The organism is Microbulbifer sp. ABE4_465, from assembly GCF_056160765.1.
Window position 1 is genome coordinate 93,159 of record NZ_JBSWXV010000012.1, and the last position, 14,386, is coordinate 107,544.

Below are 14,386 nucleotides of genomic sequence, written 5' to 3' on the forward strand. Positions count from 1 at the left end.
TTTCCCATGTCAGCCGACCATTACCTCAAGCCCGACTGGCCCGCGCCCGCCAATGTGCGCGCCGCAGTTACTCTGCGCCACGACGGGCACAGTGAGGGGGATTACTCTGCGTTCAATCTCGCGGACCATGTGGGGGATGCCCCCGAAGCGGTGCAGGCGAACCGGGATCGGCTGCAGCGGGAATTGAATTTGCCGAATCCGCCCCAGTGGCTGGAGCAGATTCACAGCGATAAGGCGGTAGTGGCGCATTCAGATGGCAAGATTCTGACCGCCGACGCCAGCTATACCGGTGAGCCCGGAATAGTGTGTGCGGTGCTGACCGCCGATTGCCTGCCGCTGTTGATTTGTAATCGCGATGGCAGCGAAGTCGCCGCCATTCATGCGGGCTGGCGTGGCCTCACCGGTGGCGTGATTCGCGAAACCATCTACGCGATGAATAGCGAGCCAGAAGATCTGCTGGTGTGGTTCGGCCCGGCCATTGGTCCGGAAGCGTTCGAGTGCGGTGTGGATGTACTTGAAGCCGCTTTCGAATCCTCCCTGAGCGAATCCCATGCGGAAGCCATCGCCCAGTGCTTTGTGCCTCATTCCCAAAAACCGCTGCACTTTCTGGCAGACATTTACGCCCTCGGCCGCGCCGAGCTCGCCGAACTGGGTGTCGCGGAAGTTTATGGCGGAGACCGCTGTACCGTTTCCGAGGCCAGTGAATTCTTTTCCTACCGTCGGGATGGCAATACCGGCCGCATGGCTTCTCTTATTTGGTTTGAGTAAGTAACTTTTTGGTGGATGCGCTGCGCTTATCCACCTTACGGGTTTCCCATTCTCAGCGTCATTCCGGGCTTGACCCGGAATCCAGTGCTACGAAGCTGGATGCCGGATCAGGTCCGGCATGACGTGAAATCTATTTCTCGCCGTACTTCCCCCTTTAAAACCCGCCTCCTGCCCGCAAATTACTGATCAGCACTAGACTGTATTCGTCATTGCGTTTCCGCGCGTCGCCTGCCTTTGTGTCCGGCGCGTTTTATATCAGGAAGAGGATCACAAGAGGTTATTAACACATGCGCATCGACCGGATGACCAACCCATTGCAGACCGCCATTGCGGACGCGCAATCCATTGCCGTTGGTCGCGATCACAATCAGATTCTTCCCGAACACCTTATTCAGGCTCTGCTGGATCAATCCAATGGCAGCGCCACCGCATTTCTGAATCAGGCCGGTTTTAATATCAACGGCCTGCGCAATGACCTCGCCAAGCGCCTGGATAGCCTGCCCACCGTTGGCACGCCCACCGGCGACGTCGGCATGTCTCAGGAGCTGATGCGCCTGTTCAATCTGGCGGATAAAAAAGCCCAGAAAAATGGCGACAGCTTTATCGCCAGCGAAACGGTATTGCTTGCAGCCTTTGACCCCGCTGCCGGTGCAGTGTCGAAAATCCTGAACGCCCACGGTGATCTGAAGCATCTTCAAGATGCGATTACCAAAATACGCGGCGACGAAAAGGTCAACGATCCCCAGGCGGAAGAAGCCCGCCAAGCGCTCGATAAGTACACCATGGATCTCACGGCGCGCGCCGAAGCGGGCAAGCTGGATCCAGTAATTGGTCGCGACGACGAAATTCGCCGCACCATTCAGGTTCTGCAGCGCCGGACCAAAAACAACCCGGTACTGATTGGCGAGCCCGGTGTGGGCAAAACCGCGATTGTCGAAGGCTTGGCTCAGCGCATCGTCAATGGCGAGGTGCCGGAAGGATTGAAAGACAAGCGACTGTTGTCTCTGGATCTCGGATCGCTGCTCGCCGGAGCCAAATTCCGCGGTGAGTTCGAAGAGCGCCTGAAAGCGGTACTGAACGAACTTTCCAAACAGGAAGGCCGCGTCATCCTGTTTATCGATGAACTGCATACCATGGTGGGCGCGGGCAAGGCCGAGGGCGCCATGGATGCGGGCAATATGCTGAAGCCCGCGCTGGCTCGCGGTGAATTGCACTGCGTTGGCGCCACCACCCTGGACGAATACCGCCAGTACATTGAAAAAGACGCCGCGCTGGAACGCCGCTTCCAGAAAGTGCTGGTGGACGAACCTTCGGAAGAAGACACCATCGCCATTCTGCGTGGACTGAAAGAGCGCTACGAAGTGCACCACGGTGTCGATATCACCGACTCCGCCATTATTGCCGCCACCAAGCTGTCCCAGCGCTATATCACCGATCGCCAGCTACCGGATAAGGCGATCGACCTGATCGATGAAGCAGCCAGCCGTATCCGTATGGAAATCGACTCCAAGCCGGAGGAAATGGACAAGCTGGAACGCCGCCTGATTCAGCTCAAGATCGAGCGCGAGGCAGTAAAGAAAGACAAGGACGACGAGGCGGCTAAAAAGCGTCTGGCGAAACTCGAGGAGGATATCGACAAGATCGAAAAAGAGTACGCCGACCTGGAGGAAATCTGGAAAGCGGAAAAAGCCAAACTGGCCGGCAGCGCCGACATCAAAAACAAGCTGGAGCAGGCCAAACTGGATATGGACGCCGCGCGCCGCGCCGGCGACCTCACCCGCATGTCGGAAATCCAATACGGCGTAATCCCGCAACTGGAGCAGCAACTGAAACTGGCATCGGACAACAGCGATACCAGCGAAAACCAGCTGCTGCGCAACCGGGTTACCGACGAGGAAGTCGCGGAAGTCGTATCCCGCTGGACCGGAATCCCGGTCTCCAAAATGCTCGAAGGCGAGCGCGAAAAGCTCTTGCGCATGGAAGAGTCCCTGCACGATCGGGTGATCGGCCAGGACGAAGCGGTGGAGGCGGTGTCCAACGCGGTACGTCGCTCCCGCGCCGGCCTCGCCGACCCCAATCGCCCCAATGGTTCTTTCCTGTTCCTCGGCCCTACCGGTGTGGGTAAAACCGAGCTGTGCAAGGCATTGGCGCAATTCCTGTTCGACACCGAAGACGCCATGGTGCGTGTAGATATGTCGGAGTTTATGGAGAAGCACTCTGTCGCCCGGCTGATCGGCGCGCCCCCCGGTTATGTGGGATATGAGGAGGGCGGTTATCTGACCGAAGCCGTGCGCCGCAAACCCTACTCGGTGCTGCTGCTGGACGAGGTGGAGAAAGCCCACCCGGACGTATTCAATATTTTGCTGCAGGTACTCGAGGACGGTCGCCTTACCGACGGCCAGGGTCGCACCGTCGACTTCCGCAACACCGTGGTCGTGATGACGTCTAACCTCGGTTCGGACCTGATCCAGAAATACGCCAGTGCCCGCGACGACGATGAAATCGATTCGGAGATTCACTACCGGCAGATGAAAGCGGCGGTGATGGACGTGGTTGGCGAACACTTCCGCCCGGAGTTCATCAACCGTATCGACGAGGTCGTGGTATTCCATCCCCTGGATCGCGCAGAAGTGCGCTCCATTGCCGAGATACAGCTGCAGAACCTGCGCAAGCGTTTGCTCGACCGGGATCTGAAAATGGAGATTTCCGACGAGCTGCTGGGCAAACTTGCCGATGTCGGGTTTGACCCGGTGTATGGCGCGCGTCCACTTAAACGTGCTATTCAGATGTGGATCGAAAACCCGCTGGCTCAGGATGTGCTGTCCGGGAAGTTTGTACCTGGGGACACCATTCATGCGACTTTGGAAGGGGATAAGGCGGTTTTTGAAAAGTAGCTCAAAGGTATTTGGGAAGGTGGCGGGGCCGGGTAGCAACTTGTGAGACCTTCAAAAACAGGATGTTTTTGCAGAGCCCCCAAGGATGGGTTTACGGCGTGTCTCACAAGTTGCTACCCGGTTGCGCCGCCGCCACCTGCGAGGAATCGAAGTGCTTACGCTTCAATGGATCTGATGTATGACACTGGCAAGGCAGCTATTTAACCGGCGCATGTTGTGGATGCTGCTAGCCTGCCTTGTCGTGTTCGGCGGTATCTTCGGTTTCAAATTTTTCGGCAATTACATGATGAACCAGTTTATGGACAACATGTCATTGCCCCCCGCCACGATAACCACCTCGCAAGTGCAGTCACAACGTTGGCAAACCCGCTTGAATGCGGTAGGTAGCCTGCGCGCCATTAATGGCGTCGACGTCACCACGCGCGCGCAGGGTGAAGTTAAAGCCATTTACTTTGAGTCCGGCCAGGCGGTCGATAAAGGCGCACTGCTGGCTGAACTCACCGCCGATCCGGAAACAGCACAGATTGAAGTACTGGAAGCCGAACGCAGATTGGCGGAGCGAGACTTTAAACGGATATCGCAGCTTTACACGAAAGGTGTCGCCACCCTTCGTGAATTGGATCAGGCCCAGGCCACCCTGGATCAGGTACTGGCAAACCTGCTTGTGCAGCGTGCCACGATTAGTGAGCGCACGATTATCGCCCCGTTCTCCGGTCAGCTCGGTATTCGCCAGGTTGATCTTGGACAAAACGTTTCACCAGGTGATGCTGTGGTATCACTGCAGCAGCTACATCCGATCTATGTGGACTTTTCCCTGTCCGAGCGGGACTTTACCCGGGTTACGGAAGGCCAAAGTGTCGAACTCACCGCGGCCGCGCTTCCGGCGAGTAAGTTCCAGGGGCGTATTACGGCCATTGACCCGGCGATCGACCCGCGCAATCGCACTTTCCTGCTGCAGGCCACACTCGAAAACCCGCAGCGGCAATTGCGCCCGGGTATGTTTGCCGATGTCGCCGTGAAGGTGGAAAAGTTTCGCAATGTACTCGTGGTACCGCGTACAGCCATCAGCTATGCACCCTACGGAAATGCGGTATTTGTTATTCGCAAGTCGAAGAGTAAAGCGGCAGCCAGTACCAACGACAAGCAGTTGATGGGACGTGAAAGTGGGAAGCCCGCCGAGTGGATTGCGATCAAGCGATTTGTGAAGACCGGCGAGGAGCGCGGTGACCTGATCGAAATAACCGAGGGGGTAGAGGCTGGTGACCAGGTTGCCACCAGCGGGCTGCTGAAATTGCGCAACGAGGGTGGGGTGATCATCAACAACGACAACCCGCCGCCCGAGCAGATCGCTCCGGACCCGGAAAACAGCTAGCGGGCGGCGCCTGCCGGCAAGGACGCCGAGTGCATTTTACCGACATCTTTATTCGCAAACCGGTACTGGCCTGTGTAGTCAGCCTGTTTATATTCCTGTTGGGGCTGCGTTCGACCTCCGAACTCAATGTGCGTCAGTATCCGGAACTGGAAAATGCCGTCATTACCATCAGTACCGTCTATGTGGGCGCGGATGCGGATTTGGTTCAGGGGTTTATCACTACCCCCCTTGAGCAAGAGATCGCCAGCGCCGATGGCCTGGACTATATCGTCTCCACCAGTATCCAGGGTATCTCGGTTATTCAGGCATATGTGCGGCTCGACTACGACCCCAGCGAAGTGCTCACCCAGGTTGCCGCCAAGGTAAACAAGCTGCGCGACGAGCTTCCGGATGAGTCGGAAGACCCGACGGTAGACCTCGCTGTCGGTGAAACCATCGCCGCCATGTACCTCTCATTTTCGTCTGAAATCCTCGACAACAATCAGATCACCGATTACATCACGCGAGTGGTGCAGCCCAAGTTGTCTACGATCGCCGGTGTGCAGCGTGCGGCACTGCTGGGAAACCGCACCTTCGCCATGCGCATATGGCTTAAACCCGCGGAAATGGCCGCGCAGGGTGTGACCCCGGGGGATGTCAGCAGTGCGCTGCGTCTGAACAATGTACTGGCCGCAGTGGGCAGTACCAAGGGATCGCGGGTTGCCATGGATATCCGTGCGGATACGGATATCGCCTCCGAGCAGGCATTTCGTCGCCTGGTAGTGCGCGCCGATGATGATCAGTTGGTGCGCCTTGAAGATGTTGCCGATGTCGAACTGGGATCTGAATCCTACGAAACCTCGGTGACCTTTAATGGGCGCTCGGCGACCTTCGTCGCAGTTGAGGTGGCACCGGATGCGAACGCCCTGGAGGTGATCGCTGAGGTTCGGGACAAGCTGCACAAGGAGATTTTTCCTCAATTGCCTGAGGGGATGTTGGGGGAGGTTCCCTATGACAGTACCGAATACATTCAGGACTCCATCAATGAGGTTGTTAAAACCATTGTTGAAGCGGTGCTGATAGTCATTGTTGTGATCTACCTGTTTCTTGGCTCTATTCGCAGCGTCATTATTCCGGCGGTGGCGGTGCCGCTTTCTATGGTGGGAGCGCTGTTCCTGATGCTGCTGATGGGCTTCTCCATCAATCTGCTTACCCTTTTGGCCATGGTGCTCGCCATTGGCATTGTGGTGGATGACGCGATCATAGTGCTGGAAAATGTGCATCGACACATTGAAGAAGGTATGGCGCCAGAGGATGCAGCAGTGCAGGGCGCCCGCGAGCTTGCCTGGCCGATCATTGCCATGACCACCACGCTGATAGCGGTATACCTGCCGATTGGTTTTCTCGGCGGGCTCACTGGCACGCTGTTTGTGGAGTTTGCTTTTTCCCTCGCCGGGGCTGTACTGCTGTCCGGTGTAGTTGCGCTTACCCTGTCGCCCATGATGGCGGCGAAGGTATTGCGGGCGGAGGATGGTCAACGCAGTAATCGCTTTGAGGCATGGCTCGAGCGGCGACTGGAAGGGCTTGAATCCGGTTACCGGCGACGGTTGCACGGTGCCCTGAACGAGCGGCTGGTCATTCTGGTTTTTGGGCTCATTGTGCTTGGCAGTTGCTATTTTCTGTTTGTCACGTCCCCCAGTGAGCTGGAGCCAAAGGAGGATCGCGGATTTGTATTGGGTATTGCCAGTGGTGACTCCTTCGCCACCCTGGATTACATGGAGCAGTACACCCGTCAGATCAATTCCGTGCGCGATCGACACCCGGAAGTCGAAAACCTTTTCCTGCTCAACGGTGTCGGTGGTGCGGGCAACAGTACCAATAGTGCGATCGCCGGTTTCGTATTGTCTTCCTGGAACAAGCGCGACAAAAACACCCAGGAAATGCAGGAAGTCATTAGCGGTGAGGTATCGGAGATCGCGGGTCTCAAGGTCGCGACCTTTGTGCCTCCCAGCCTGCCCACCGCCGGCGGTACCTTGCCGGTGGAGTTTGTAATTGGCACTACCGAGCCCATTTCCACGCTGGCCAGCTTTGCCGATGAAATTATGGAGCGCGCACTGGCCAGCCGACGTTTTATCTTCCTCGATGCAGACCTGAAGCTGGACAAGCCGCGACTGTCGGTGGTCATAGACCGGGATAAGGCGGCCTCAATTGGCATCACCATGGCAGATCTGGCGCGGGAGCTGGGGGCAATGATGTCCGGCGCCTACACCAACCGCTTCTCTCTGGAGAACCGCAGCTACAAGGTGATACCGCAGGTGGTGCGAGTGGATCGTCTGACTGGTGAGCAGTTAAAGCAGTATTACATTCGCGCCGGCGATGGCAGCCTGGTGCCGCTCTCCACACTGGTGCGGCTTGAGGAAACCGTAGAGCCGCAGCAGCTGAAGCGCTTTCAGCAGTTGAATGCGGTGACTATTTCCGGGGTTCCACGCCCCGGGGTGCCACTGGGGGAAGCACTGGGGGTTCTCGAGACTGCCGCCCAGGAGATTTTGCCGCGGGAATACTCTACCGATTACTCCGGGCAGTCGCGGCAGTACAAGAATGAAGGGTCTGACCTAGTGCTCACTTTCTTCTTCGCACTGGTCGTGATTTATCTGGTGCTGGCGGCGCAGTTTGAGTCCTGGCGGGATCCGCTCATCATGCTGATGACCGTGCCCATGAGTGTGTGTGGGGCAATGATTTTTGTCAGCCTCGGGCTCACCACTCTGAACATCTACACCCAGGTGGGGCTGGTTACCCTGATTGGTGTGATCTCCAAGCACGGGATTTTGATCGTCGAATTTGCCAATCAGTTGCAGCTGCAGGGGCGCAGTCGGCGCGAGGCTATTGAAGAGGCGGCGACTATCCGATTGCGGCCGATTCTGATGACCACGGCTTCGCTGGTTCTGGCCATGGTGCCGCTGCTGATTGCGGCAGGGCCCGGAGGTGGTGCGCGATTCGCCATGGGATTGGTGGTGGCTTCGGGTATGACCATTGGCACCCTGTTCACATTATTTGTGGTGCCGGCGATGTACCTGATGTTGGGGCGGGACTTCGGGAATAGCGGGAGCGTGTTGCGTCAGCAAAGCGACAGTGCGCGGTAAGCCCGCCTGGTCAGTGCCCGGCGGATTGGGCTCCGCCGACTCCGTGAATACTCAGCAGTTGTTTTGCAGAGCCTGGCGGGCTTGCTGGATTCGCTGCTGGCGCTCTTCCTCCGGCAGTACCCGGTAATTCCCGGAGGCATCCACTTCGCGTACGCGCGCATGGGCTTCCAGCTGCTGCAGTCGCTGCCGGGCACTCTGGCAGCGCTGCGCGCGGGCAGCCATTTCTGCCTGATTTACTGCTTGCGGCTCCTGCTGTTCATCATGGCCGGACTGTGTCGGCGCCGCCGTGGGCTGAGCCTTGTCATCCGGTTTGGCTGCGGTGGTGAGCTGCTGTTTCGCCTGCAGCGCCTGTTGCTCGCTCTGCCACTGACGGTATCGTTCCGACTTTGGCGCCTTGACCACTTCCACCTGCTCCTTTTGGGGGGGCTGGGATCCGAAGTGAACTACGCCGTTCTCATCCACCCACTTATAAATGCCATCAGCGTGTGCGGTTGCCATCAGGCCCAGAGAAAGAGTGAGGGTTGCCATCAGTGTGCGCATGGGGGGTCGCCTTTGTACTGTCTTGTTTTCGCAGGTCATTATTGTCGCATTGTAACGGGCGTCACCGGGTATCTCGCAACCCAGTTAACAATTTATAGGCGGAGGGCGCTTTGCTGGTGGGGCGGCAGTCGCGGCACAGTTGGCGAATTTGTGAATGGCGGTCACGCTCTGGTTGACACTGGCAATTCAAACTGGACAATTTGCGGTTCACTCGGCGAAGTAGATGTCACCGCAACACCCCGCGGCCCGCACTCTCTCCCCAGTGGGTTAAGCACCCACTACCTCCTGCCGAGGAGGCCCTCCCCATCTGGAGGCCTTGGGGCCCGCACCCCGGTTCCGCGACCGGTCGGGTTCCGCGCAGTTTTGGCATTGCCGTGAAGTTATCCTAAAAAACGGGCTAATTCTGCGTTTAAGGCTGATATTTATCACGCTTTTCCTTTAGAATCGCCGTCTGGCTTTCGCGCCACCCGGCTATTCTGTGGTTTGTGGATGATGCGGATCCTAACAAATGGGAATTATTGAGGGGGCTCAAGTGGAATTACTCTCCGGCGGCGATATGTTGGTTCGCGCGCTGCAGGATGAAGGGGTAGACCTGATATTCGGTTACCCCGGCGGTTCGGCGCTGCATATATACGATGCCATCTTCCGACAGAAAGGCATCAAGCACCTGCTGGTGCGTCACGAACAGGGTGCAACACACTCTGCAGACGGTTATGCCCGGGCAACCGGCAAGACCGGTGTGGTGCTAGTGACTTCCGGCCCCGGTGCCACCAATGCCATCACAGGTATTGCCACCGCCTATATGGACTCCATTCCGATGGTGGTGATCTCTGGTCAGGTGCCGTCGGACAAAATCGGTGAAGACGCTTTCCAGGAAACCGACATGGTCGGCTGTTCACGCCCGATCGTGAAGCACAGTTTCCTGGTGAAAAAGGCGGAAGAAATCCCCGAGGTGGTTAAAAAGGCGTTTTACATCGCCTCCACTGGCCGTCCTGGTCCCGTCGTAATCGATATTCCCAAAGACGTCACCAACCCCGTTGATCGTTATCCTTACGCCTATCCGGAAAAACTGCGCATGCGCTCTTACACGCCTGCGGGTAAAGGCCATACCGGCCAGATCCGCAAGGCGGTTGCATTGCTGCTGGCCGCCAAGCGCCCGGTAATTTATGCCGGCGGTGGTGTGGTGCAGGGGGATGGCTCCGAGCTGTTGACGGAACTGGCGCAGCGGCTGAATTTCCCGGTGACCAATACGCTGATGGGGCTGGGTGCATATCCGGGTAGCGATAAGCGGTTCCTTGGCATGCTGGGTATGCACGGCACCTTTGAGGCCAACACCGCGATGCACCATGCGGATGTCATTCTCGCGGTGGGCGCTCGTTTCGACGATCGGGTGACCAATACTCCTAACAAGTTTTGCCCGGGTGCCAAGGTGATCCATATCGATGTGGATCCTGCCTCCATTTCCAAAACTATCACTGCTGATGTGCCGATCGTGGGCACCGTGCAGTCGGTATTGAAAGAAATGCTGGAGATGTTGAAAGCCTCCAAGGACATGCCGGATCAATCCGCGATCGTGGACTGGTGGCGGCAGATCGACGACTGGCGCGAGCGCCATGGACTTTACACGGCGCCGCGCTACCGTACAGATGGCGATATGCTGATGCCGCAGGAAGTGATCAGTGCGGTGCACCAGATTACCAATGGTGATGCCTATGTCACTTCCGATGTTGGTCAGCACCAGATGTTTGCTGCGCAGTACTATCTGTTCGACAAGCCCCGTCGCTGGATCAATTCCGGTGGTCTCGGCACCATGGGCTTCGGCCTGCCGGCGGCCCTGGGGGTGAAGGCGGCACATCCGGATGCGGAGGTCGTCTGCGTGACCGGGGAAGGCAGTATCCAGATGTGTATTCAGGAGCTGTCTACAGCAACCCAGTACAACCTTCCGGTAAAAATCCTGTGTCTGAATAACCAGGCCCTGGGCATGGTTAAACAGTGGCAGGAAATGCAGTACGAAGGGCGTCTGTCCAACAGCGTGTATGAAGAGTCCCTGCCGGACTTTATCAAGCTGGCGGAAGCCTACGGGCATCTTGGAATGAAGATCGAGCATCGCGACGAGCTCCACGGCAAGTTGGCCGAGGCCTTCGCGATCAAAGATCGCACCGTGTTTATCGATGTTTATGTCGACCCGTCTGAGCACGTCTACCCCATGCAGGTCATGCCAAATGGCTCCATGCGGGATATGTGGCTCAGCAAGACGGAACGGACATAAAGGGAGGTAAACAGGATGCGCAGAATCATTTCAGTTCTGATGGAGAACGAACCCGGTGCACTGTCGCGGGTGGTTGGCCTGTTTTCCCAGCGAGGCTACAACATTGAGAGCCTGACGGTAGCGCCAACCGAGGATGCGACCCTGTCGCGTCTTACCCTGACAACGATCGGGGACGACCACAAGATTGAACAGATCACCAAGAATCTGAACAAATTGATCGATGTGGTAAAGCTGGTGGATCTGACAGAAGGGTCCCACATCGAGCGCGAGCTTCTGCTGGTAAAGGTCCGTGCGACCGGTGCGCAGCGCGATGAAGTCAAGCGCAGCGTGGATATATTTCGCGGCCAGATAGTCGATGTCACCAGCAACATGTACACGGTACAGGTGTCAGGTACCAGTGAAAAACTCGACGCTTTCTTACAGGCGCTGGGCGAGCACACCATTATGGAAGTGGTCCGTTCCGGGGTGAGCGGGATTGCCCGCGGTGAGAAAATTCTCAGTATTTGAGCGTCAAACATTGAAACAGGAATTTCCGGGGTCTGATCCCGGGCTGAAATTCAAAGCACACTAAGCAGGAAGTAAGTTATGCAAGTTTACTACGATAAAGATTGTGACCTCTCTTTGATCAAGTCCAAGACCGTTGCCATCATCGGTTACGGTTCTCAGGGCCACGCCCACGCCAACAACCTGAAAGACTCCGGTGTGAGCAACGTTGTGGTTGGTCTGCGCAAAGGTTCTGCTTCCTGGGCGAAGGCAGAGAAAGCGGGCCTGCGCGTAGCGGAAGTTGCCGATGCAGTGAAAGACGCTGACGTAGTGATGATCCTGACTCCGGACGAGTACCAGGCTGGCGTATACCGGGAGCAGGTTGCGCCGAACCTGAAAGCTGGTGCCGCCCTGGCATTTGCCCACGGATTCAACGTGCACTTTGAGCTGATCGAGCCGCCGAAAGAGGTCGACGTTATCATGATTGCCCCGAAAGGCCCGGGCCACACTGTGCGTTCTACCTACCTGGAAGGCGGCGGTGTTCCGACCCTGATCGCGATCTACCAGAATGCTTCTGGTAACGCCAAAGAGCTGGCTCTGTCCTACGCCTCTGCCAATGGCGGCGGTCGCTCCGGTATTATTGAAACCAACTTCCGCGAAGAGACCGAGACCGACCTGTTCGGCGAGCAGGCGGTACTGTGTGGTGGTGTATCCGCACTGGTGCAGGCTGGCTTTGAAACCCTGACCGAAGCGGGTTACGCGCCGGAAATGGCTTACTTTGAGTGTCTGCACGAACTGAAGCTGATCGTCGACCTGATGTACCAGGGCGGCATCGCCGACATGCGCTACTCTATCTCCAACACTGCAGAGTACGGTGACTACGTAACCGGCCCGCGTATTGTGACCGAAGAGACCAAAGCGGAAATGAAGCGTGTGCTGAAAGACATTCAGACCGGTAAGTTCGCTAAAGACTTCATGCTGGAATCTCTCGCCGGTCAGCCGCGCCTGAAAGCAGAGCGTCGAATCGGTGGTGAGCATCCGATCGAAGAAGTTGGTGCCAAGCTGCGTTCCATGATGCCCTGGATCAAGGCCAACAAGATCATCGACAAGACCGAAGGCAACAGCTAATCCCACCGATTAGCAGCTTTCGATCACAAAGCGGCGGGACTTAGCGGTCCCGTCGCTTTTTTTTTGCCGGCCCGCCACTGTACACTGCCAGGGAGATAACCAAATTGTGCTTTTAAGGAAGCCTGTATGAGCGATAACAAGGACACTCAACCCAAGGGGTTGGGATCCGATGAGGAAATCCGCCTGCCCGTCGACGAGCATGTGGAGGAAGAGGTTTCGGCCAGTGGCAAGAAGGTACGGGCGAAAGGCGTTTACCTGCTGCCGAACTTGATTACGACCGGTGCACTGTTCAGTGGGTTCTACGCCATTATCGCCGGAATGGGGGGTAACTTTGAGGCGGCCGCCATTGCGATATTCGCGGCGATGATTCTCGATGGGCTGGACGGTCGCGTGGCTAGACTGACCGATACTCAGAGTGCCTTTGGCGTTCAGTATGACTCTCTGTCCGACATGGTCTCCTTTGGGCTCGCGCCCGCGCTGGTAGTGTTCAGTTGGGGCCTGGGGCCGCTCGGCAAGCTGGGCTGGGCGGCCGCTTTCCTGTATGCCGCCTGCGCTGCACTGCGACTCGCGCGCTTTAATACCCAGGTGGACACGGTCGACAAAGGCGTATTTATCGGGCTTGCGAGCCCAACAGCGGCGGCGATTGTCGCGAGTATGGTCTGGGCGGGACACGAAGCGGAAGTGGGAACCGGGCTGGCCATTATTGCCGCCCTGGTCACTGCTGCTGCCGGGCTGCTGATGGTGTCCAACTTTCACTACACCAGCTTCAAAAAGCTCGACTTCAAGGGGCGGGTGCCATTTGTAATGATGCTGGCGATTATCTTGATCTTCAGTCTGGTAACCATTGACCCCCCGCGTGTGTTGTTGGTAATTGCGATTATCTATACGTTCTCCGGGCCAGTTCTGTGGGCGTGGGGCGCGCTGCGCGAGCGTCGTAAAGTGGCTGCTGCTGATGGCGCCCGGGAATCCGTGCAAAATGAAGTCGCTTCCGAGGCGCACGACTCTGACGGGGCGACGAATCGCGATGTCGCTTCTGTAGAGGGGGCGCCCAAGGAAGACAAGCGGAGCTGATTCTTGGTTTGTGGTCAGGTGGTGCCGGCGGGCGTCACCTGACTAGGCCTGCCGGCTCGCAAGTGGATTGGCCGGTATTTCTTCTTGATTCATTTGGCAGTTCTGCCGCCCCACACTAAGCTCATTAGATCCCTTGCGCGAAAGTGACTGGCTACTTTGGGTGGCCCGGGGCTTTGTTCGCTCAAATTCATGTATTTTTCATGGGGTTGCGCGAAATTTCGGTGGTCGAAAAAATCTTTCACAAAGTGCTTGCGCAGACCATGGGTGGCCCGTATAGTTCGCGCCCTCGCTGCTTGAGCGGCAACGCAAGTCGCGGCGAGATTGCTGGGTAAGCTCTTGATTTAAAATGATTTTTTTCATTTTGGGTTGTAGCAAAGTGCTTGCCCATCTGAAGCGTGAGCGCTATAGTGCGCGCCACTTCGGCGGGGCTCCAGGCAGTCCTCCAGTGCTGGGAATCAGGTCGATCAATCGCCGATTCCCGGCCCTGAAAAAAGCTTTGAAAAAGAGCTTGCCAAACGAGATTGGCGCCATATAATGCGCGTCCTTCTTAAGCCTTCAGCGCTGCTGGAGGGGGCATCCAAAGGATGATCGAAGCGTCGGAAAGCGTTGATTTATAACGGTTTCGCGCTTCAAAGAAGTCTGCAAAAAGCACTTGCTTCAGCAGATTGGATGTGTAAAATGCGCATCCCACAGTGAGGGCCGAGCGCCACGCTGAGTTGTTTAAAAATTCGATCAAGCAATA

General features: G+C 57.0%; 10 protein-coding genes. 8 read left to right on the forward strand and 2 right to left on the reverse strand.

Features of this window, described 5'->3' with window-relative positions; translation table 11 throughout:
• Positions 1 to 6: 6 nt before the first annotated feature.
• The 4 genes from pgeF (at position 7) to ACXAG1_RS16125 (ending at position 8,153) form a co-directional block, all read left to right on the forward strand.
• Positions 7 to 768, forward strand: a complete 762-nt coding sequence (gene pgeF / locus ACXAG1_RS16110; protein WP_475120247.1) for a peptidoglycan editing factor PgeF — start codon at positions 7 to 9, stop codon at positions 766 to 768.
• A 287-nt stretch (positions 769 to 1,055) separates the two neighbouring features.
• Positions 1,056 to 3,662: an ATP-dependent chaperone ClpB gene (clpB, locus tag ACXAG1_RS16115; RefSeq protein WP_475120248.1), complete on the forward strand. Its 2,607-nt coding sequence runs from the start codon at positions 1,056 to 1,058 to the stop codon at positions 3,660 to 3,662.
• Between the two features lie 178 nt (positions 3,663 to 3,840).
• Positions 3,841 to 5,034 carry an efflux RND transporter periplasmic adaptor subunit gene (locus tag ACXAG1_RS16120; protein ID WP_475120249.1) on the forward strand — a complete coding sequence of 398 codons (1,194 nt, stop codon included), beginning with the start codon at positions 3,841 to 3,843 and terminating at the stop codon, positions 5,032 to 5,034.
• 29 nt (positions 5,035 to 5,063) lie between these two features.
• Positions 5,064 to 8,153, forward strand: coding sequence for an efflux RND transporter permease subunit (locus tag ACXAG1_RS16125; RefSeq protein ID WP_475090590.1), 3,090 nt, complete (start codon positions 5,064 to 5,066; stop codon positions 8,151 to 8,153).
• 51 nt (positions 8,154 to 8,204) lie between these two features.
• Here ACXAG1_RS16125 and ACXAG1_RS16130 read toward each other — a convergent pair whose 3' ends face one another.
• Entirely contained in the window at positions 8,205 to 8,693 is a 489-nt protein-coding gene (locus tag ACXAG1_RS16130; protein WP_475120250.1) for a DUF4124 domain-containing protein, read from the reverse strand.
• Between the two features lie 532 nt (positions 8,694 to 9,225).
• On the opposite strand from ACXAG1_RS16130, the gene ACXAG1_RS16135 reads away from it, so the two are divergent.
• The 4 genes from ACXAG1_RS16135 (at position 9,226) to pssA (ending at position 13,644) form a co-directional block, all read left to right on the forward strand.
• Positions 9,226 to 10,962 carry an acetolactate synthase 3 large subunit gene (locus ACXAG1_RS16135; RefSeq protein ID WP_475120251.1) on the forward strand — a complete coding sequence of 579 codons (1,737 nt, stop codon included), beginning with the start codon at positions 9,226 to 9,228 and terminating at the stop codon, positions 10,960 to 10,962.
• 15 nt (positions 10,963 to 10,977) lie between these two features.
• Positions 10,978 to 11,469, forward strand: coding sequence for an acetolactate synthase small subunit (gene ilvN, locus ACXAG1_RS16140; protein WP_043320882.1), 492 nt, complete (start codon positions 10,978 to 10,980; stop codon positions 11,467 to 11,469).
• Positions 11,470 to 11,547: 78 nt separating this feature from the next.
• Positions 11,548 to 12,573: a ketol-acid reductoisomerase gene (gene ilvC / locus ACXAG1_RS16145; RefSeq protein WP_475090584.1), complete on the forward strand. Its 1,026-nt coding sequence runs from the start codon at positions 11,548 to 11,550 to the stop codon at positions 12,571 to 12,573.
• Between the two features lie 126 nt (positions 12,574 to 12,699).
• Positions 12,700 to 13,644 (forward strand): CDP-diacylglycerol--serine O-phosphatidyltransferase, encoded by a 945-nt coding sequence (gene pssA, locus ACXAG1_RS16150; RefSeq protein WP_475120252.1) that lies wholly within the window; start codon positions 12,700 to 12,702, stop codon positions 13,642 to 13,644.
• A 547-nt stretch (positions 13,645 to 14,191) separates the two neighbouring features.
• On the opposite strand, the gene ACXAG1_RS16155 is transcribed toward pssA, so the two are convergent.
• Positions 14,192 to 14,386: hypothetical protein (locus tag ACXAG1_RS16155; protein ID WP_475120253.1), on the reverse strand; the 195-nt coding region annotated here is incomplete at its 5' end.

Coding starts and splice junctions, on each gene's coding strand:
- pssA (WP_475120252.1), top strand. CDS start 12,700: ATGAGCGATAACAAGGACACTCAACCCAAGGGGTTGGGATCCGATGAG.
- ilvN (WP_043320882.1), top strand. CDS start 10,978: ATGCGCAGAATCATTTCAGTTCTGATGGAGAACGAACCCGGTGCACTG.
- ilvC (WP_475090584.1), top strand. CDS start 11,548: ATGCAAGTTTACTACGATAAAGATTGTGACCTCTCTTTGATCAAGTCC.
- clpB (WP_475120248.1), top strand. CDS start 1,056: ATGCGCATCGACCGGATGACCAACCCATTGCAGACCGCCATTGCGGAC.
- ACXAG1_RS16120 (WP_475120249.1), top strand. CDS start 3,841: ATGACACTGGCAAGGCAGCTATTTAACCGGCGCATGTTGTGGATGCTG.
- ACXAG1_RS16130 (WP_475120250.1), bottom strand. CDS start 8,693: ATGCGCACACTGATGGCAACCCTCACTCTTTCTCTGGGCCTGATGGCA.
- pgeF (WP_475120247.1), top strand. CDS start 7: ATGTCAGCCGACCATTACCTCAAGCCCGACTGGCCCGCGCCCGCCAAT.